Origin of the sequence: Actinopolyspora xinjiangensis, from assembly GCF_900104475.1 — a bacterium.
In the GTDB taxonomy this organism is placed as follows: domain Bacteria; phylum Actinomycetota; class Actinomycetes; order Mycobacteriales; family Pseudonocardiaceae; genus Actinopolyspora; species Actinopolyspora xinjiangensis.
Window position 1 is genome coordinate 125337 of sequence record NZ_FNJR01000002.1, and the last position, 18376, is coordinate 143712.

The 18376-nt window shown below is 69.5% G+C and carries 13 protein-coding genes; 9 read left to right on the top strand and 4 right to left on the bottom strand.

What is annotated here, in order from left to right:
- Positions 1 to 201: 201 nt before the first annotated feature.
- Positions 202 to 1794 carry an alkaline phosphatase D family protein gene (locus tag BLQ75_RS03305; RefSeq protein WP_092597577.1) on the bottom strand — a complete coding sequence of 531 codons (1593 nt, stop codon included), beginning with the start codon at positions 1792 to 1794 and terminating at the stop codon, positions 202 to 204.
- 826 nt (positions 1795 to 2620) lie between these two features.
- Positions 2621 to 4198 (bottom strand): alkaline phosphatase D family protein, encoded by a 1578-nt coding sequence (locus BLQ75_RS03310; RefSeq protein WP_092597580.1) that lies wholly within the window; start codon positions 4196 to 4198, stop codon positions 2621 to 2623.
- 305 nt (positions 4199 to 4503) lie between these two features.
- On the opposite strand from BLQ75_RS03310, the gene groES reads away from it, so the two are divergent.
- Together groES and groL are read left to right on the top strand one after the other, a co-directional pair.
- Positions 4504 to 4794: a co-chaperone GroES gene (gene groES, locus BLQ75_RS03315; RefSeq protein WP_043570581.1), complete on the top strand. Its 291-nt coding sequence runs from the start codon at positions 4504 to 4506 to the stop codon at positions 4792 to 4794.
- 239 nt (positions 4795 to 5033) lie between these two features.
- Positions 5034 to 6641, top strand: a complete 1608-nt coding sequence (gene groL, locus BLQ75_RS03320; protein ID WP_092597583.1) for a chaperonin GroEL — start codon at positions 5034 to 5036, stop codon at positions 6639 to 6641.
- Positions 6642 to 7236: 595 nt separating this feature from the next.
- On the opposite strand, the gene BLQ75_RS03325 is transcribed toward groL, so the two are convergent.
- Positions 7237 to 7539: a WhiB family transcriptional regulator gene (locus tag BLQ75_RS03325; protein WP_092597586.1), complete on the bottom strand. Its 303-nt coding sequence runs from the start codon at positions 7537 to 7539 to the stop codon at positions 7237 to 7239.
- Between the two features lie 257 nt (positions 7540 to 7796).
- Between BLQ75_RS03325 and BLQ75_RS03330 the strand changes: the two genes are divergently transcribed.
- The 4 genes from BLQ75_RS03330 (at position 7797) to BLQ75_RS03345 (ending at position 12391) form a co-directional block, all read left to right on the top strand.
- Entirely contained in the window at positions 7797 to 8969 is a 1173-nt protein-coding gene (locus BLQ75_RS03330) for a MerR family transcriptional regulator (RefSeq protein WP_244515207.1), read from the top strand.
- Positions 8970 to 9257: 288 nt separating this feature from the next.
- The gene (locus tag BLQ75_RS03335) at positions 9258 to 9854 is read left to right on the top strand and encodes a response regulator transcription factor (RefSeq protein WP_026152733.1); all 597 of its coding nucleotides are present in this window, start codon (positions 9258 to 9260) and stop codon (positions 9852 to 9854) included.
- 749 nt (positions 9855 to 10603) lie between these two features.
- A complete protein-coding gene (locus tag BLQ75_RS03340; protein WP_043570589.1) occupies positions 10604 to 11176 on the top strand; it encodes a sigma-70 family RNA polymerase sigma factor in 573 nt (190 codons plus the stop codon).
- Positions 11177 to 12391, top strand: coding sequence for an anti-sigma-D factor RsdA (locus BLQ75_RS03345; RefSeq protein ID WP_092597589.1), 1215 nt, complete (start codon positions 11177 to 11179; stop codon positions 12389 to 12391).
- Between the two features lie 285 nt (positions 12392 to 12676).
- Here BLQ75_RS03345 and BLQ75_RS03350 read toward each other — a convergent pair whose 3' ends face one another.
- Positions 12677 to 13078, bottom strand: coding sequence for a DUF5319 domain-containing protein (locus tag BLQ75_RS03350; protein WP_084133911.1), 402 nt, complete (start codon positions 13076 to 13078; stop codon positions 12677 to 12679).
- 273 nt (positions 13079 to 13351) lie between these two features.
- Between BLQ75_RS03350 and guaB the strand changes: the two genes are divergently transcribed.
- From guaB to BLQ75_RS03365, 3 genes are all read left to right on the top strand, one after another.
- Positions 13352 to 14863: an IMP dehydrogenase gene (gene guaB / locus BLQ75_RS03355; RefSeq protein ID WP_092597595.1), complete on the top strand. Its 1512-nt coding sequence runs from the start codon at positions 13352 to 13354 to the stop codon at positions 14861 to 14863.
- Between the two features lie 75 nt (positions 14864 to 14938).
- On the top strand, positions 14939 to 16069 hold the full coding sequence (locus tag BLQ75_RS03360) for a GuaB3 family IMP dehydrogenase-related protein (RefSeq protein ID WP_092597598.1): 1131 nt from the start codon (positions 14939 to 14941) through the stop codon (positions 16067 to 16069).
- Positions 16070 to 16582: 513 nt separating this feature from the next.
- Positions 16583 to 18295, top strand: a complete 1713-nt coding sequence (locus BLQ75_RS03365) for an FAD-dependent oxidoreductase (protein ID WP_092597601.1) — start codon at positions 16583 to 16585, stop codon at positions 18293 to 18295.
- Positions 18296 to 18376 lie beyond the last annotated feature (81 nt).

The window sequence follows — 18376 nt, forward strand, 5'->3', positions numbered from 1 at the left end:
GGACGGGAGTCGACTCTCGCGGCTGTCGCTGGTATCGGATTTCCCGAGGCAGGGGTGCGCTCGGCCGTGCCGTTTCCGGGACCGGATGTGCCGGACAGGGGCGGGCGGGACGCGGTTCCCGTGGCGGGCGCCCCGCCCGCCGTGCTCAGCGGTGCGGGCTCTTCGACGCCGGCCGCTGGTCAAGCGGTCGCGGCAGCGGGCTCACCTACGCCGGTGCAACTTCGGCTCCCCGTCGTTGACCACGAAGGTGGCCTCGGTCCGCGCGGGGGCGCCCCGTTCGGTGACGTAGTCCAGCGTGCGGTAGTCGACGCGCAACTCGTCCGCGCTGAACCTGGTGCGGACGTAGCCGCGCCGGTCCTTGTAGAACTTCACGTGCGGGTTGTCGTCCAGCACGCCCTGCTGGGTGTCCTCGCTGCCGTCACCGCCGCTGGTGATCGACGTGGTGACGAACTCGGTCCCGGCGGGAGGCGAGTCCGGGTGGTCGTGCGAGTCCCGGATCTCGGCGGCCCAGTGCCGGTGCACGTCTCCGGTGAACACCACCCCGTTGCGCACGTTGCTGTCGGCCATTCCGTGCGCGATCCGGTCGCGGTTGGCGACGTAGCCGTCCCACGCGTCCATGTTGTATCCCTCGCCGGGCCCGGAATCGAGGTCCAGCTTGGAGAAGAACACCTGCTGCCCCAGCACGTCCCAGCGCGCCCTGGTGCTGCGGAAACCGTCGAGGATCCAGCGCTCCTGCCGCTCACCGGTGATGGTCCGGTTGGGGTCGAAGCGATCCGAGCATGCCACGCCGTATCCGTCGCCGCAGGCCTGGTCGTCGCGGTACTGCCGGGTGTCGAGCATGTGGAAGTTGGCGAGCCCGCCCCACCGGATACGGCGGTAGAGCCGCATGTCGATCCCCCGCGGCCGGGAGCTCCGCCGCAGCGGCATGTTCTCGTAGTAGGCCTGGAACGCCGCCGCGCGCCGGTCGAGGAAGTCCGGGTCGGGCTGCTCCGGCACCTCGTCGGCCCAGTTGTTCTCGGTCTCGTGGTCGTCCCAGACCACCAGCCAGGGCGCCACCGAGTGGGCCAGTTGCAGGTCCTCGTCGGTCTTGTACTGCGCGTGCCGCTGCCGGTAGTTGGCCAGCGTCCTGGTCTCCGGGCCGAGCACTTTTCGCACGTCGCCGTCCGAGGCCGGGTATTCGTACTGGTAGTCGCCCAGGTGCAGGATCAGTCCAGGTTCGTCCTCGGCCATCCTGCGGTAGGCGGTGAAGTAGCCGTCACCGAAGTGTGAGCAGGAGGCGAAACACAGCGTCAGGTCGCCGAGGTGCCCGGGAGGCGGCGCGGTGCGGGTGCGCCCGGTCGGCGAGACGTCGTTGCCCACCCGGAAGCGGTAGAAGTACTCGGCACCGGGGCGCAGCCCGTCCACCTCCACGTGGACGCTGTGCGCCTCTTCCGGACTGGCCCACGCCCAGCCGCGCTGTACCGGTCGGGCGAACCGCTCGTCCTCGGATACCTCCCACTGAACGGGGTAGGGACGGTTCGGCATGCCGCCCATGCCGTCCGAGGCGGTCGGCTCCGGTGCCAGCCGGGTCCACAGCACGACGCCGGTCGGCAGTGGATCACCGGAGGCCACTCCGAGGGTGAACGGTTCCCGCAGCCTGCCGATACCGGCTCCGGGCAGGCCGCGACCGTCGGCGTAGGCGGCTCCGGCGACCGTGCCCGCCAGTGCGGCACCACCGACCGCGGCCGCCCCGCCCAGCAGTACCGAACGGCGGCCGACCGAGTTGTTCGGGCCGGACGTAGTGGAGTCGGACATCCCGCTCCTCCAGACGGTTGTTCGAGGACTATCCGGGAGACCACCTTCACCCGTGCTCGTTGTTCGAACCACCCGTGTGCGGTTGGGATCGGGTGAACTCTCGGCTACAAGATCCCTACTTTTCGGTTTTTTCGCACCTCATCGAGGTTTTCGTCGAGTGGTGGTGCTATGTCCTGTCATCGGCTGGATCGAGAATCGCGGGCGGTCGGGAGCGGCTCCCGCCGCCCGGGACGGCGGGAACCGGGCGGGCAGACCCGGCCCCGGAGTCCGCTGTGGAGCGTGGAAATCTTTCGAGGAAGCTTTTTCGGGGAACTCTTCGCCCGAGTTCTTCGGGGGAATCGAATCGTCGGCGTGTGCGTCCCGTGCGTGGGACCGCCGAGAGATCGCTTCAGGCTCGTCGGTTCGTGGGGCGTCGTGGCGGGCCGAGTGGGCCGGGGGGCCGGGACGGGCGGGGGCGACGTTTCCAGGGCTGGTTCGTCGGCCTGCTCGGTGCTGGCATACCCGGCAACCTAGAGCACACAGTCGATCACGGTGTACGCACCCACCCCTTCGATGGCCTCTCTCTCATGTCGATCTGGTTGACCACGATCCACTTCGTACCGCGCAACCGCCGGGCGGGTGATGGGATGCCTACGATGTGTACAGACGATCGAGCGGCGTCCGGGTGACACACCCGGTGGTGCTTCGGTCGCTTGCTCGAACGGGCGATTTCCACGGAGTGGACGTTCGTCCGACTCGCTCCCGGCCGGTTCGTTCCCACCGGTTCCGGTGTGGTTCCCCGGAGCGAGCGCGGGGACCGGGTTCCGAACGAGCGATCGAGTCCGGTTCAGCTCGGCGCGACCTCCCGCAGTCCAGCCACTCCGTCGTCGACCTCGAAGGACGCCTTGGTCGACGCCTCGGCGCCACGTCGCGAGACGTAGGGCAGCACGCGGAAGTCCGCCCGCAGTCGCTCGGCGTCGATCCTGGTGCGCAGGTAACCGCGCATCCCGCTGTGGAACCGGATGTGCGGGTTGTCGGGGTCACCGGTGAACTCCCCCTCCTCGGCGTCACCTCCCGAGGTGACGGAGGTGGTGACGAGTTCCGTGCCGACCACCGGGGAGTCCGGATCGGCGTAGTCGCGCTTGAGGTCGGCCGCGTAGTGCTCGTGGATGTCGCCGGTCAGCACCACCGGGTTGCGTACCCCCGCGTTCAGCCAGCCGTCGGTGATTCGGCGACGCGAGGTGGTGTAGCCGTCCCAGGTGTCCATGTTGGTCATGGTCAGCGGTCCGTCCAGTGTGTCGTGGTGGGCGAACATCACCTGCTGGCCCAGGAAGTCCCATCTGGCATGGGAGCCGCGCAGCCCGTCGAGCAGCCACTTCTCCTGCCGTTCGCCGGTGATGGAGCGTTCCGGGGCGGACTCCGCGCCGCAGGGGCCCACCAGCCCGCCGCAGGCCTGGTCGTCGCGGTACTGCCGGGTGTCGAGCATGTGGAAGTTGGCGAGCCCGCCCCACCGGATACGGCGGTAGAGCCGCATGTCCCCACCGCGGGGCCGGTTGCCGGCGCGCAACGGCATGTTCTCGTAGTACGCCCGGAACGAGTCGGCGCGGCGCCGGTCGAACTCCGGCTGGGGCAGTTCCGGGTGCTGCCCGGCCCAGTTGTTGTCGAGCTCGTGGTCGTCCCAGATCACCACCCACGGCGCGGTTCGGTGGGCCAGTCGCAGGTCGGGGTCGGTCTTGTACTCGGCATAGCGCCTGCGGTACTCGGCGAGGGTGCGCGCCTGCCAGCCGGTGACCGAGCGTGCGATTCCGGACAGCAGCGGGTACTGCAGGTGCCCCAGTTCGTAGATGTAGTCACCGAGGTGCAGCACCAGGTCGGGCTCCTCCTCGGCGATCCGCCGGTAGGCGGTGTAGAAGCCGTGCTCCCACGCGGCGCAGGAGGCGGTGCACACGGTCAACGGCTGGCGTACCGTCCCCGCGGCCGGTGCGGTGCGGGTGCGGCCGGTGGGAGTCAGGTGCCCGCAGCCGCGGAACCGGTAGAAGTACTCGCGCCCCGGGCGCAGGCCGGCGAGCTCGACGTGTACCGAGTGGCCCCACTCCGGCAGGGCACGCGCGGTCCCGCGTCGCACGATGCGGTGAAATCGTTCGTCCTCGGCGACTTCCCATTCCACGTCGATCGCCCGGTCCGGCATTCCGCCCCGGCCGTCCTCGGCGAGGGGTTCGTGGGCGAGGCGCGTCCACAGCACGAAGCCCTCCGAGTCGGGATCCCCGGAGGCGATGCCGAGGGTGAAGGGGTCGCCGCGCCCCACGGAACGGTGAGTGCGGGCGGTGGCCGCGCCGCTGCCGAGCCCCAGCGCAGTGGCGGTGGTGGCCGATGCGAGCAGTAGTTTCCGGCGATTCCAGTTGTCCGATCCGCCTGGCTGGTTCATCCGGTTCCCTCCGTCGAACGGTTCGGCTGGAGAGCGTGCCGCACAAAAGTGAGTTTTATTCGTATATCGCGCCAGCACAGCCTGAACGGAGTGTGAGCCGATGTCGACCGGCATCCGGGTGAGAGAGTTGCTCCGGGCCTGGGGAACGGGTTTTCGGCAGGGTCGTGTTGAAGGTTGGCACTCGCCCCGGTAGAGTGCTAGACGAACGGCGCCGGAGCGCCCCGGCACCCGCGACGGCGGGGAGCCACGGAGCCGTCAGGAATCCAGCCAACGCTTCGAAGACCCCAGAAGGTGGAGGTCACACCGTGGCGAGCATCAAGCCGCTTGAGGACAAGATCGTTGTCCAGGCAAGTGAGGCCGAGACGACGACGGCGTCCGGCATCGTGATCCCGGACACGGCCAAGGAAAAGCCGCAGGAGGGCAAGGTCCTGGCTGTCGGCCCCGGTCGTGTGGACGACAAGGGCAACCGCATCCCCCTCGACGTCAACGAAGGTGACGTCGTCATCTACTCCAAGTACGGCGGGACCGAGGTCAAGTACAACGGCGAGGAGTACCTGGTGCTCTCCGCCCGCGACGTGCTGGCCGTCGTCAACTGACGAGTGGTTCGTCAGACCGGCGAGTGATTCTCGCCGACCGACGGAGGACGTGAACGTCCTCGTGGGCAGTTGCCGCCCCGGCGGTCTGCGGACGCGGACTTCCGGGGCGGTTCGCCTGCGAGCGCTGTCTCGCCGGACGCAGGCAGGCGGCCGAGGGAACGGCCGCGCGCTCTCGCACGACTGCGCGCCCGTTCGGCGAACGAGACATCCCGGCACGCACGCTGAAGGGCTGTTGAATCATGGCTAAGCAAATCAGCTTCGACGAGGAGGCGCGCCGCTCCCTGGAGCGCGGCGTCAACCAGCTCGCCGACTCCGTGAAGGTCACCCTGGGGCCGCGCGGTAGGCACGTCGTACTGGACAAGCAGTTCGGCGGGCCGCAGATCACCAACGACGGTGTGACGATCGCCCGCGAGGTCGATCTGGAGGACCCGTACGAGAACCTGGGTGCCCAGCTCGTCAAGAACGTCGCGACCAAGACCAACGACGTCGCCGGTGACGGCACCACCACCGCCACCGTGCTGGCACAGGCGCTGGTCAGCGGCGGGTTGCGCAACCTCGCCGCGGGCGCCAACCCCTCCTCGCTGGGGAGTGGCATCCAGCAGGGGACCGACGCGGTGATCGAGTCCCTCAAGGAGCAGTCCACCCCGGTCAAGGGGCGCGACAACATCGCTCAGATCGCCACCGTCTCCTCGCGCGACGAGAACATCGGCTCGCTGGTCGGCGAGGCGATGGAGCGGGTCGGCGACGACGGCGTCATCACCGTCGAGGAGTCCTCGACGCTGGCCACCGAACTGGAGATCACCGAGGGTGTCCAGTTCGACAAGGGCTACGTCTCGCCGTACTTCGTCACCGACTCCGAGCGGCAGGAAGCCGTGTTGGAGGACGCCCAGGTGCTGCTGCACCAGGACAAGATCTCCAACATGCAGGAGCTGCTGCCCCTGCTGGAGCGCGTGGCCAACGACGGCAAGCCGCTGCTGATCATCGCCGAGGACGTCGAGGGCGAGGCGCTGTCCACGCTGGTGGTCAACGCCGTGCGCAAGACCTTCAAGGTCGTCGCCGTCAAGGCTCCCTACTTCGGTGACCGCAGGAAGGCCTTCCTGCAGGACCTGGCCGCCGTCACGGGCGCGCAGCTGATCTCGCCGGACGTGGGTCTCAAGCTCTCCGAGGTCGGCCCCGAGGTGCTGGGCACCGTTCGCCGCGTGACCGTCACCAAGGACAACACCACGATCGTCGACGGTGGCGGCAGCAAGGACGACGTGCAGGCCCGGGTCAAGCAGATCCGCAACGAGATCGAGGCCAGCGACTCGGACTGGGACCGCGAGAAGCTGCAGGAGCGGCTCGCCAAGCTCGCCGGTGGCGTCGCCGTGCTCAAGGTCGGTGCGGCCACCGAGACCGAGATGAAGGAACGCAAGTCCCGCATCGAGGACGCCGTGGCCGCCGCGAAGGCCGCCGCCGAGGAGGGCAGCATCCCGGGCGGTGGTTCCAGCCTGGTGCACGCGTCCAAGACGCTGGAGAACAATCTCGGCCTCTCGGGTGACGAGGCCACCGGTGTCCAGCTGGTGCGCAGTGCTCTCGAGGCCCCGCTGTTCTGGATCGCCAACAACGCGGGCGAGGAAGGCGCCGTCGTGGTCTCCAAGGTCCGCGACATGAAGTGGGGCGAGGGCTTCAACGCCGCCGACCTCACCTTCGGCGACCTCAGTGGCCCCGGTGTGGTGGACCCGCTCAAGGTGACCCGTTCCGCGGTCTCCAACGCGGCCTCCATCGCCCGCATGGTCCTGACGACCGAGAGCGCCGTGGTCGACAAGCCCGAGGAGGAGGAAGACTCCTCCGGTGGGCACAGCCACTGACGTTCACCGACCCGGACCCGCGGACCCGGTCCGACGGGGGCACCGGCACAGGAATCGGGGCGGCACCGGACGGTGCCGCCCCGATTTGTGTCGCGGTCCCGTGAACCGTCGACGTGCTCCCCCCGTTGACTCCGACACGTCGGCGGGATTCCCGCTCACCGCGACACGGCCTGGCGGGCATCGGGCGTGCCGATGCCGGTTCGGCCCCCGGCCTCCGCTCGTGGGAACCGCTGTTCGCCCCGAGGGGCTTCGGTCCGATGGGAGGTCGAGCGGTGAGTTCGCCTCACGGTGGGTACGGCCGACCTCGGCGGACTCCCGGACCTCGGGTGTCGGGCACCCCGGTCCTCGGAGCCGATGGTCCGGCCCTGCTCGTGGCATCCCCTGGGACCGCTCCCGCTCGTGGGAACGGGGGCGTTCGAATCCCCGCGTGACCTCCTCCCGGGGTTCCCCGCCGGTCGTACCGCATCCGAGCGGTGCCGCCGTGTCCTCGTGACCGGCGGGCGGACGCTCCCGTGTCGGTGTCCTCCGCTCGGCGAGTGCGTCGGACCCGCCGCCGTGGAAGGTCGGTCGTGAGCGCGTCCGTCGGAGCGTCCGGTCACACCGGCAGCGCTGCGTCCGTCTTGCGACTGTTCTTGATCATTACCTCGCGTTCCGACTCCGAGAGTCCGCCCCAGATGCCGTAGGGCTCCTGCACGGTGAGTGCGTGCCTGCGGCACTGCTCCAGGACCGGACAGCGATGGCACACTTCCTTCGCCTTGGCCTCGCGCCTGGCTCTGGCGGGTCCTCGCTCCCCGTCCGGGTGAAAGAAGTAAGCGCTGTCCATTCCCCGGCACAGACCCTGTATCTGCCAGTCCCAGATATCGGCGTTCGGCCCGGGAAGACGTCGTGTGTCCGCCATTGCGACGACCACCTCCAATTCGGTGGGTCCCCTCCCTGCCACGGTGTGTTACCGCGACCTCGCACGGATCACAGTAAAACCGAGTCAAAGCTTGTTCAACCCTTTTGGCTGGTAAAGGTGGTTCACGTTGGAGTGACATTGCGATGACCATGCCGGGTTGCCTCGACGCGTGCGCTACCACGAACATGTCCGTTGATGATGTGGTCGAGGTGACGAGGTGGTCGGCTGTGGACGCCGAATCGTCCGCGTGCGGAGCTGTGTCCGCCACCGCGAACGACTCCGGAGACGGCGGGTGCGAGCCCGACGAGCGGGTGACGGCCGAGAGCCCCGTCGCCCCGAAGCTGTCGGTCGCGGCCGTCGCGCGCAGGTTGGGGGTCGCTCCCGCTACGTTGCGTACCTGGGACCGTCGGTACGGGCTCGGGCCCACCGAGCATTCCTCCGGGCGGCACCGCCGCTACGGTCCGGAGGACGTCGCCCGGTTGGAGCTGATGCAGCACGCCCTGCTGCGCGGGGCCTCTCCCGCGGAGGCGGCTCGCTACGCGCACGCGACCGCCGTGCGACACGGCGGGGCGACGGCCGCGATGAGAGCGGGCCGGTCGGAGGAGAATCCTTCCGCCGAAGTCTCTCCGTGCGAGCCGTCCGGAGGCGATTCGGGCCAGAGCTCGGCCGCGCGCTCCGTGGTCGACGTGGGCGAGGACGGTGCGGTGCTGCTGAGCGGCGTGCTCGGTGAGGACGACGCCGCCCCCGCCGAACGGGTCGACACGGCCAACACCGGTGGCCGTGGGCTGCGGCTCGGTGGGGCGAATCCACTCGCTCGGGGGCTCGGTCGTGCCGTGCTGGCGCTGGACACGTTCTCCACGCAGCGCATCCTGCGCAGGAGCGTCGAGCGGGACGGGGTGCGGGTGACGCGCAGCGACGTGCTCCGTCCCGTGTTCCGGGCGCTGTCCGAGCTGCGGGAGCGCACCGGGGGCGGTTCCGAGCTGCCCCGGTTGCTGGAGGACTCCGCTGCCACGGCGCTGCGTTCGGTGATGGCCGATGCCCCCAGGCCGAGTACCCCGCGCCCGGTGCTGCTCGCCTCCGCCACGGGTGAGCAGCAGTCCACGGATCTGCTGGCGCTCGCCGCCGCGCTGGCACACGACGGTGTCGGTCATCGGCTGTTCGCCCCCGCGCTGCCCCGGGAAGGGCTCGAGGCGGCCATCAGGCGTACCGCCCCCCTGGCGGTGCTCGTGTGGTCCGAGCACTCGGCCTTCGCCGACCCGAGGCTGGTCACCGAACTTCCCCGGCCGCGCCAGCGGGTACGGGTGTTCGCGGCGGGTGGTGGCTGGTCACCCGAGGCGTTGCCCGAGCAGGTGGAGCACCTCGATTCCTGGGAGGGGGCACTGGATCGGATCGAGGAGTTGGTGCGGGACACCGCGGAAAGTCAATGGTGATATAGATCACAAACAGATCGTTCGCAGGTGTCTCGCGAGGGGTGATTGTCCGAAAAGGACTTTCTGTGGGGTTCGTTCGGGTGAACATCGCAGGTAGTGGGCGTGCCGTGGAATATACCCCGGAACGGGTGAAATTCTTACGGGTCGAATACTCCGTTCCGGTGAGGCCTGCTCGGCGTGTTTATCACTCGAAAGTGGCCAGTTGGCGCGACACGCGGGTCAAGCTCCGTCCGGTTGTGTCCGATGGGGGAGGTGGAACGTTCACTCGCCTGTAGGAAGGGAGTTCCCGTGACGACGGTCTTGATTTGTGATGACCGGCGGAGCGTCCGGGAGGGGCTCACCCGTGTGATGTCGGCTGTACCGGGCGTGAGCCGAATCGACTGTGTGGCACACGGTGACGAGCTGCTCTCCCGATTCGCCCGGCAGGCGGTCGACGTCGTTCTGGTGGGTACCCAGCGCGCGGTGCCCAACGGAGTGGAGGCCACCCGTAGGCTCGTTTCCGCCCACCCGCAGGCCAACGTGATCGTCTTCGGGGCTCCGGACGACGCCGGAAGCATCGCGGCCGCGATCGCGGGAGGAGCGCGCGGATATCTGCGCTGGGACGCCTCCAGGCCCGAACTCGTGGCCGCGCTGGCCCACACCCTGGCGAGTACCTCGGTTCCAGCTCCCCGGCAACCCTCCGATCCCGGAGTGCAGCTCACCGACCGCGAGCTCCAAGTGCTGCGGGGCATGGCTCAGGGCAAGAGCAACGGTCAGATCGGCCGCGAGCTGTACCTGTCCGAGGACACGGTCAAGACCCATGCGCGGAGGTTGTTCCGCAAGCTCGGTGTTCGTGACCGGGCCCAGGCGGTCGCCCACGGCTTTCGTCGTGGTCTCGTGGCCTGATCGGGTCCCCGACCCGGCCGTCGAGGGGTCGAGGTGGCGCGATCCCTCCGCCGCTTCTCGTCGTGGGTCTCTTCGGTGACGAGCGGTGAAGCCGCACCACCTCCTCGGTCTCCCGTCGAAGCGCGATCCGACGAGCCCGGTGGTACTCCTCTCACGGTGGGGTGTTTCGCCGCCCCGGCGCCGAAGGCACCCCTGACCGTCTCGGTCGGTCCCGGTCCTGGCGGACCCGTCGCCCTTTCGTGCTCCCGGCGGAGCTGGAGGGCGACCGGCGGGTGGCTCCCGCGTTCCCGCCGGAGGAGCTCAACGGTGTCGGTTGGGCCGGTTCACCGTTCGTCCGGCCCGTCTCCGGAAACGGGGTCGGTCACCTACAACCGCTCCGCGTCGGCGATAGTGGGTGACGTCACGGGCGCTCCTCGCGGGGCCGGAGGCTCCGTCCTGTCTCTCGTCCGGTGCGGCACCCGCGCTCGGGCAGTGGCGCCCACTCTCGTGCTCTGCGGCTCGTTTCAGCCGGAGGTAGCTCGTTGACCGGCGAAAAAGCGGTTCGGTGTGCTCGCTTGGCCGTCCGCCGTTCGTGGTGGCGGTCTCGTTCGTCCCGTTCGTTCGTCCGTCGCGGACCGCTGCCCACCCGGTCCAGTCGGTGTACGGAGCGCTGCACCGAAACGGTAGTGTGACCACGGGATCAGCGTGCCGAGCACGTATCCGGGCAACTTCGATCGAGTCAACGCGTAACACCGAGGCTGGCGTCTGCGATGAGCAACGTGGGGGACGGGCTGGACGCTCTTGTCAGCGCCTCCATCGACGGCGATCGCCAGTCGATCGAGCGCTTACTGGCGGAAATCCGTCCTTTGGTGGTGCGGTACTGCCGCGCCAGGGTTGGTCGAAACGAACGCACGTTCGCTTCGGCGGACGATGTCGCCCAGGAGGTGTGCCTCGCCGTGTTGACGGCGTTGCCGACCTACCGGGATCAAGGACGGCCGTTCCTGGCGTTCGTGTACGGCATCGCCGCGCACAAGGTGGCCGATGCGCACCGTGCATCGGCTCGCAACCGGTCCGAACCGGTCGCGGATCCTCCGGAGACCCCGGAGGATCAGGCCGGACCGGAGCAGCGAGCGATACAGGGTGAGCTTTCGGGCAGGATGGCACAGCTGTTGCGCGTTCTGCCCGCCAAGCAGCGGGAGATCCTGCTGCTTCGGGTGGTCGTCGGGTTGTCCGCGGAGGAAACCGCCGAAGCGGTCGGTTCGACGCCGGGAGCGGTGCGTGTGGCACAACACCGTGCGCTCGCCCGGCTGCGAAAGACGCTGTCCGCGGAGGAGGTGGTCTGATTGGCGGAACGAAGAGGCTCCGGAGCCGACGACGGGCGTGACTCCGTCGAGCCTGGCCAGCAGGACGACCGGTTCGACGTCGAAGAAGGCGAGGCCGGATCCGGCGTGCCCGGGGACGATGCCGTGACGAACGAGGGGACCCACCCGGAGGGACCGACATCGGTGGAGCACGACTCCGAGTGCGCGAACGAACCGGAACGCCCGCCGGAGACCGAGGCCGCGGCGGCCGATGTGGTCGAGTTCCCGCGCGGGCGGTCCACCGCGAACTTCGGCACGGACGGCGGGGAGCTCCCGTGGTCCGAAGAGTCCCCGCTCCCTGACGCGGACGCGACGTTGGCCGGAGGGATCGCCGAAGCGGACTCCTCCGAGGATGAGCTCGCGGAGTCGGTCGATCTGGCCCAGTTGCGGGCGGACGACGAGCTGTTGGACATGCTCGGCAGTGCGGGTGGCCACAGCGGTTCCACCGGTGCGGGGACGGATGTCGAGGAGCTGCTGCTCGCCTGGCGTCGGGACGTCGACGCGACACCGATAGACGAGCTCGTCGACGTGGACAGCGCCGCCGCTGCCGTGGAGGCGGGCAAACCCAAGCGGCGCCGCGCCGGACTGCGCCACCTGGTGCCCGTGGCCAGCGCCGCGGCCGTGTTGATGATCGCTTTCACCGGAGTCGGGCTCGCGGCGCGTGACGCCGCGCCGGGAGATGCGCTGTGGGGCGTCACACAGGTGCTCTACAGTGATCGCGCGTCTTCGGCCGCCGCGGCATCCAAGGCCCAGAGCCAACTGGAGATGGCCAGCCAGGCCTGGCAGGAAGGCCGGGAGAAGGCCGCCGAGACGGCTCTGCACCGGGCGGAGGAGCAGCTCCGCACCGTCGATCCGGGGGAGCGGCGTTCCGACCTACGGGCCGCGCACGCTTCGCTGAGCGCGAAGTTCGAGCGCCCACCGGAGCCACCCGGCAGTTCCTCCTCCGAGTCGGAGACCTCCTCCGAGCAGGGAAGCTCGGTCCAGGAGACCCCCGGGACCTCGGCGGACGATCCGCCGCCCTCTTCGGAAGGCACGACCACTCCGACGAGCCCGAGCGAGCCGAGTCCCACCTCGGACAGCGAACGGCCGCCGTCGTCCACCGGGACCACTCCGAGCGAGACCGGCTCGCCGAGCACCACGCGCGAGTCGGACTCGGGTTCGGGGAGCGACGGGACGTCCAGTTCCCGGTCCGACTGATCGGCTTCGCCGGGCGGATGCCGTCCCGAGCTGTTCGAGGCCGTGACAACCGGATACCGCTGACCGAGAACCGCGGATCAAGACGAGGCGCCGCTGCCACCGGGCAGCGGCGCCTCGTTGTCGTTGTCGTCGGGGCGGCTCCTCGCCGCTCGGAGGAGGACTCCGCGGGTGGCGGCTCCGGACGCGCTCGGATCACGGAAGAACTCGCTACGTGTCCGACGAGGGAGCGCTGTGGCCGCCGCTTCGCCCGCCGGGGCGCGCATCCGCCGGCGGGAGGCGGAGGTCTCAGCGGCTGCGCTGGTCCTCGGTCTCGATCACACCGTCGGCGAACCCCCGGCAGTACTCCCAGCTCACGTAGTGGCCGGGGTTCGGTTCGTACGCTGGTTCGTGCGGGCGCATCCGTCCGTCGTTGAGCAGCTGTTCCAGGCTGGACCGCAACAGCTCCCAGTCGTGGTAGTGCGGTTCGCCGCAGTCCGCGCAGTCCACGACGATCCCGCGGATACCGCGCGGCTCCAGCAGCGCCTGGTACACGGCCAGGTCGGCCAGGTCGGACAGCAGTTCGGCGCGTTCCTCGTCACCGAGCTGCTGGTCCTGCTCGAATTCCTGGTCGCCGAGGGCCATGCTCGGGTCTTCCGGATCGCCCGCGAACGGGTCTGGTGGCAATGGGTCATGCGGCACGACCCGCACGGTACCGGTAGTGTCCAACCCTGCCGAGCCGTGGCCGGGGAGTTCCTGGTGGGCGCCACTAGATACCATGTGGGGACACCGCCCGTGAGTCGTGTCGAGGCGTTTTCGGTGGTGGGTACTCGTACCTCCGCCCAGCCGGAACGGCTCGCCGGGTCCGCTCCCCCGCGAGGAGTGTCTCGTGGGCCCATCACCACCCGAGCGAGACAACCGCTCCCGGACGGGGAACCACACGACGCACTTCAAACAGACACCAGGAAGGCACTCCTTCGCGCTATGACCAGCGAGCTGACCGCCCCGGGGTTCCCGACCAAGTTCGCGACGCTCGGGCTGACCTTCGACGACGTGCTGTTGCTGCCCGGCGAGTCCGACATCGTTCCCAGCGCAGTGGACACCAGCACCCGGTTCTCCCGCAACATCCAGCTGCGCGCGCCGCTGAGCTCGGCGGCCATGGACACAGTCACCGAGGCGAGGATGGCCATCGCCATGGCCCGGCTCGGCGGCGTGGGAATCCTGCAGCGCAACCTCCCGGCCGATGAGCAGGCCGCCCAGGTCGAGGTGGTGAAGCGTTCCGAGGCGGGGATGGTCACCGATCCGGTGACCTGCTCGCCCGAGGACTCGTTGTCGGACGTGGACGCGCTGTGTGCCCGCTACCGCATATCCGGAGTGCCGGTGACCGACCCGGACGGCACGCTGGTGGGCATCATCACCAACCGCGACATGCGGTTCGAGACCGACCACACCAAGCGGGTGCGCGAGATCATGACCGCCGCCCCGCTGATCACGGCGCAGGTCGGGGTCACCGCCGATGCCGCGCTCGGCCTGCTGCGCAGGAACAAGGTCGAAAAGCTCCCGATCGTGGACAACGCGGGCAAGCTGCGCGGGCTGATCACGGTCAAGGACTTCGTCAAGACCGAGCAGTACCCGGACGCCACCAAGGACGCCGACGGCAGGCTGCTGTGCGGCGCCGCCGTCGGTGTCGGTGCCGACTCGCACGAGCGCGCCATGGCGCTGGTGGACGCCGGGGTGGACGTGCTGGTGGTCGACACCGCGCACGGCCACTCCAAGGCCGTGGCCGAGACCGTGGCCACGCTCAAGAGCGAGCTGGGGGACTCCGTCGACGTGGTCGGCGGCAACGTGGCGACCAAGAACGGCGCGCAGTCCCTCGTCGACGCGGGCGCCGACGGGGTAAAGGTGGGGGTCGGACCGGGGTCCATCTGCACGACCCGGGTGGTCGCGGGAGTGGGCGTGCCGCAGATCACCGCGATCTACGAGGCGGACCAGGCATGCCGACCGGCCGGGGTTCCGCTGGTGGCCGACGGCGGGATCCAGTACTCCGGTGACATCGCCAAGGCGATCGCCAGCGGTGCCAGCAGCGTGATGCTCGGCAGTTTGTTCGCGGGCACGGCGGAAGCTCCCGGCGAGCTGGTGCTGGTCAACGGCAAGCAGTTCAAGGTCTACCGGGGCATGGGATCGCTGGGAGCGATGTCCTCGCGCGAGAACGGCAAGTCCTACTCCAAGGACCGCTACTTCCAGGACGACGTGCTCTCCGAGGACAAGCTGGTGCCGGAGGGCATCGAGGGGCGGGTGCCCTACCGCGGCCCGCTCGGACAGGTGGTGCACCAGCTCATCGGAGGGCTGCGTTCGGGCATGGGCTTCACCGGCTCCGGGACCGTGCCGGAGCTCCAGCAGGCCCATCTGGTGCGCGTGACGGCCGCCGGGTTGAAGGAGAGCCACCCGCACGACATCACCATGACCGCCGAGGCGCCCAACTACACCACGCGGTAGCCTCCCCGGCCGGGTGACCCCGGTGGGAACTCCACACCCCTTCGACAGCACAGCGGCACCGCGGGAAGGAAACCAGTGCGGGATCTTGTGGAAATCGGGATGGGCCGGACGGCCATGCGCGGCTACGACCTGGACGACGTCGAGATCGTCCCGTCGCGCCGTACGCGCTCCTCCAAGGACGTCTCCCTCGCCTGGCAGATCGACGCCTACCGACTCGACATTCCGCTGGTGACGCACCCCACCGACGCGGTGGTGTCACCGGCCACGGCGATCCGGATCGGTGAGCTCGGCGGGCTGGGTGTGCTCAACGCCGAGGGGCTCTGGGCCCGGCACGAGAACGTCGAGGGAGAGCTCGCCCAGGTCGTGCGCACCGCAGAGGAGGGCGACGGGCCGGACGCCGCGATCGCGATGCTGCAGCAGCTGCACGCCGCCCCCGTCCGCACCGACCTGCTGACCGAGGCGGTCAGGCAGATCAAGGACTCCGGTGTCACGGTGGCCGCGCGCGTGAGCCCGCAGCACGCGGAGGAACTGACCCCCACGCTGCTGGCCGCGGGTGTCGAGGTGCTCATGGTGCAGGGCACCATCGTCTCCGCCGAGCACGTCTCCCGCGAGGGTGAGCCGCTGAACCTCAAGCGGTTCATCGGTGAGCTCGACGTTCCGGTGATCGCGGGTGGTGTCGGCGACTACCGCACCGCGATGCACCTGATGCGCACCGGGGCGGCCGGGGTGATCGTCGGTTTCGGGCAGTCCCGCTCCGCGACCACCACGCAGACGCTGGGCATCGGGGTGCCGATGGCCACGGCGGTGGCCGACGCGGCGGCCGCACGGCGGGACTACCTGGACGAGACCGGTGGGCGCTACGTGCACGTCATCGCCGACGGCGGGCTGTTCTACTCCGGTGACATCGCCAAGGCGATCGCCTGCGGTGCCGACGCGGTGATGCTGGGCGAGGCGCTCACCGAGACCTCGGAGGCACCGGGGCAGGGCTACTACTGGACGGCCGCGGCGGCGCATCCCAACCTGCCGCGCAGCGAGGTCGTCGGCTTCAACAGCGCCGGAGTGGATCTGGAGACGCTGCTGTTCGGGCCGAGCAGCGACCCCTACGGGACGTTGAACCTGTTCGGTGCGCTGCGCCGTTCGATGGCCAAGACCGGTTACTCGGAGCTGAAGGAGTTCCAGAAGGTCGGCCTGATGCTCTGTCGCTGAAGTGGGCGCTCTGCCTGTTCGGCCGGGTAGCCGGTGGCTGAATCGGATGCATCGCGAAGCCGGGCCGCTCGCCGCGTGGGTCGCTGCTCACCAGCCGGCCCAACGCGGCAAGACGCCGACCCGGCCACCGGGCGGCGTTTCGCGTCTGACCGGCGCCTTGCTCCGGATTCTCCCGAGACGCCGAAGGCGTAGGGTTTCGCACCGCCCGGACGGTCATCCCGCTTCCCGGGAACCACTTCGGGGACACCGCCGTCCCCGTCCGAGACTCCGTCGTGTGCGGCAGTCCACGGAGACAGAAACCATTCGAGGGGTGTCTTCCACCGTTCGGGATCGAATCCGCCCGCTCCGGGCGCCCGGTGTTCTTGACCGGTTGAGCGGTGGGGTGGTGCGCACCCGGGTGCGTGCCGTTGCCCTGCCGCGTTGTCGGGTGGGCCCGGATTCGGCCGAAAAATGTGCTCCCGAGAGGAGCTCAGCTATGGCTACTGACGAGTAATCTGTTCTACTCTCACGTTCATGAGTGATCGGGGACACCTTCGGGGGAAGACTTCAGGCGGCGACTACGACGTGGTAGTGATCGGCTCCGGCTTCGGCGGCAGCGTGGCCGCGCTGCGACTCACCGAGAAGGGCTACCGCGTGGCGGTCCTGGAAGCGGGCAGGAGATTCGCCGACGAGGAGTTTCCCAAGACGTCCTGGGACCTGCGCCGCTTCCTGTGGGCCCCGAAGCTCGGCTGCTACGGCATCCAACGCATCCACATGCTGCAGAACGTGCTGATCCTCGCGGGCGCCGGGGTCGGTGGGGGCTCCCTGGTCTACGCCAACACGCTCTACCGGCCGATGAAGCCCTTCTTCGAGGACTCCCAGTGGGCCCACATCACGGACTGGGAGGACGAGCTCGCCCCGCACTACGACCAGGCCAGCCGGATGCTCGGCGTGGTCACCAACCCCAGCGAGACCCCCTCCGACCGGGTGATCCGGCGGGTGGCCGACCGCATGGGCGTGGGCGAGAGCTATCACCCCACCCCGGTCGGGGTGTACTTCGGCAAGCCGGGGGAGAACGCGTCCGACCCCTACTTCGGCGGAGCCGGTCCGGAACGCACCGGCTGCACCGAGTGCGGCGCCTGCATGACCGGCTGCCGGGTCGGTGCCAAGAACACCTTGATGAAGAACTACCTCTACCTGGCCGAGGCGAAGGGGGCGGAGGTGTGGCCGCTGACCACGGTCAGCGGAATGCACAAGGGTTCGGACGGCCGCTGGCGGGTCCGGACCGAACGCACCGGGGCCGTGTCGCGCGGGCAGCGCGGCACCTTCACCGCCGACCAGGTCGTGGTCGCGGCGGGCACGTGGGGGACGCAGAACCTGCTGCACCGCTGCGAGCAGCGCGGCGAGCTGCCCCGGCTCTCCCGCAGGCTGGGCGAACTGACCAGGACCAACTCCGAGGCCATCATCGGTGCGCAGCGGCGCTCGGTGGACCCGGAGCGGGACTTCTCCACCGGAACGGCGATCACCTCCTCGTTCCACCCGGACGACCACACCCACATCGAGCCCGTGCGCTACGGCAGGGGCAGCAACGCCATGGGCCTGCTGCAGACCCTTCCCACCACGGGGGGAGTGGACAAGCCCCGTTGGCGGCAGTGGCTGCGTACGGCGCTGACGCGGCCACTGACGACGCTGCGGCTGCTCTCGGTGCGGCGCTGGAGCGAGCGCACGGTGATCCTGCTGGTGATGCAGAGTCTGGACAACTCGCTGCGGACCAGGCTGGGCAAGGGGCTGTTCGGCCGCCGCAAGCTCGTCTCGCGGCAGGGGCACGGTGCCCCGAACCCCACCTGGATTCCCGCGGGGGAACGCGCCAACGAGCTGGCCGCCGAGGAGATCGACGGCATCGCGGGCGGGACCTGGAGCGAGCTGTTCGACATCCCGATGACCGCGCACTTCATCGGCGGTTGCCCGATCGGCTCGGATCCCGAGCACGGCGTGATCGATCCGTACCACCGCGCGTGGGGCTATCCGGACCTGTCCGTCGTGGACGGTTCGGCGATAACCGCCAACCTCGGGGTCAATCCCTCCCTGACGATCACCGCGCAGGCCGAACGGGCCTTCTCGATGTGGCCGAACAAGGGCGAACCGGACCAGCGCCCCTCCCAGTCGGAGGAGTACCGGCGAGTGGCGCCCGTGCCGCCCAAGAATCCGGCGGTGCCCTCGCACGCACCGGCCGCCCTGCGGCGGTGAGCCGCGCCGCTCTCCTCGTCGGGGTGTTCGCGGGCGCCCTCTCCCGCTCCGCGACGCCCCGGCGGGGACCGGCCGGGGCGG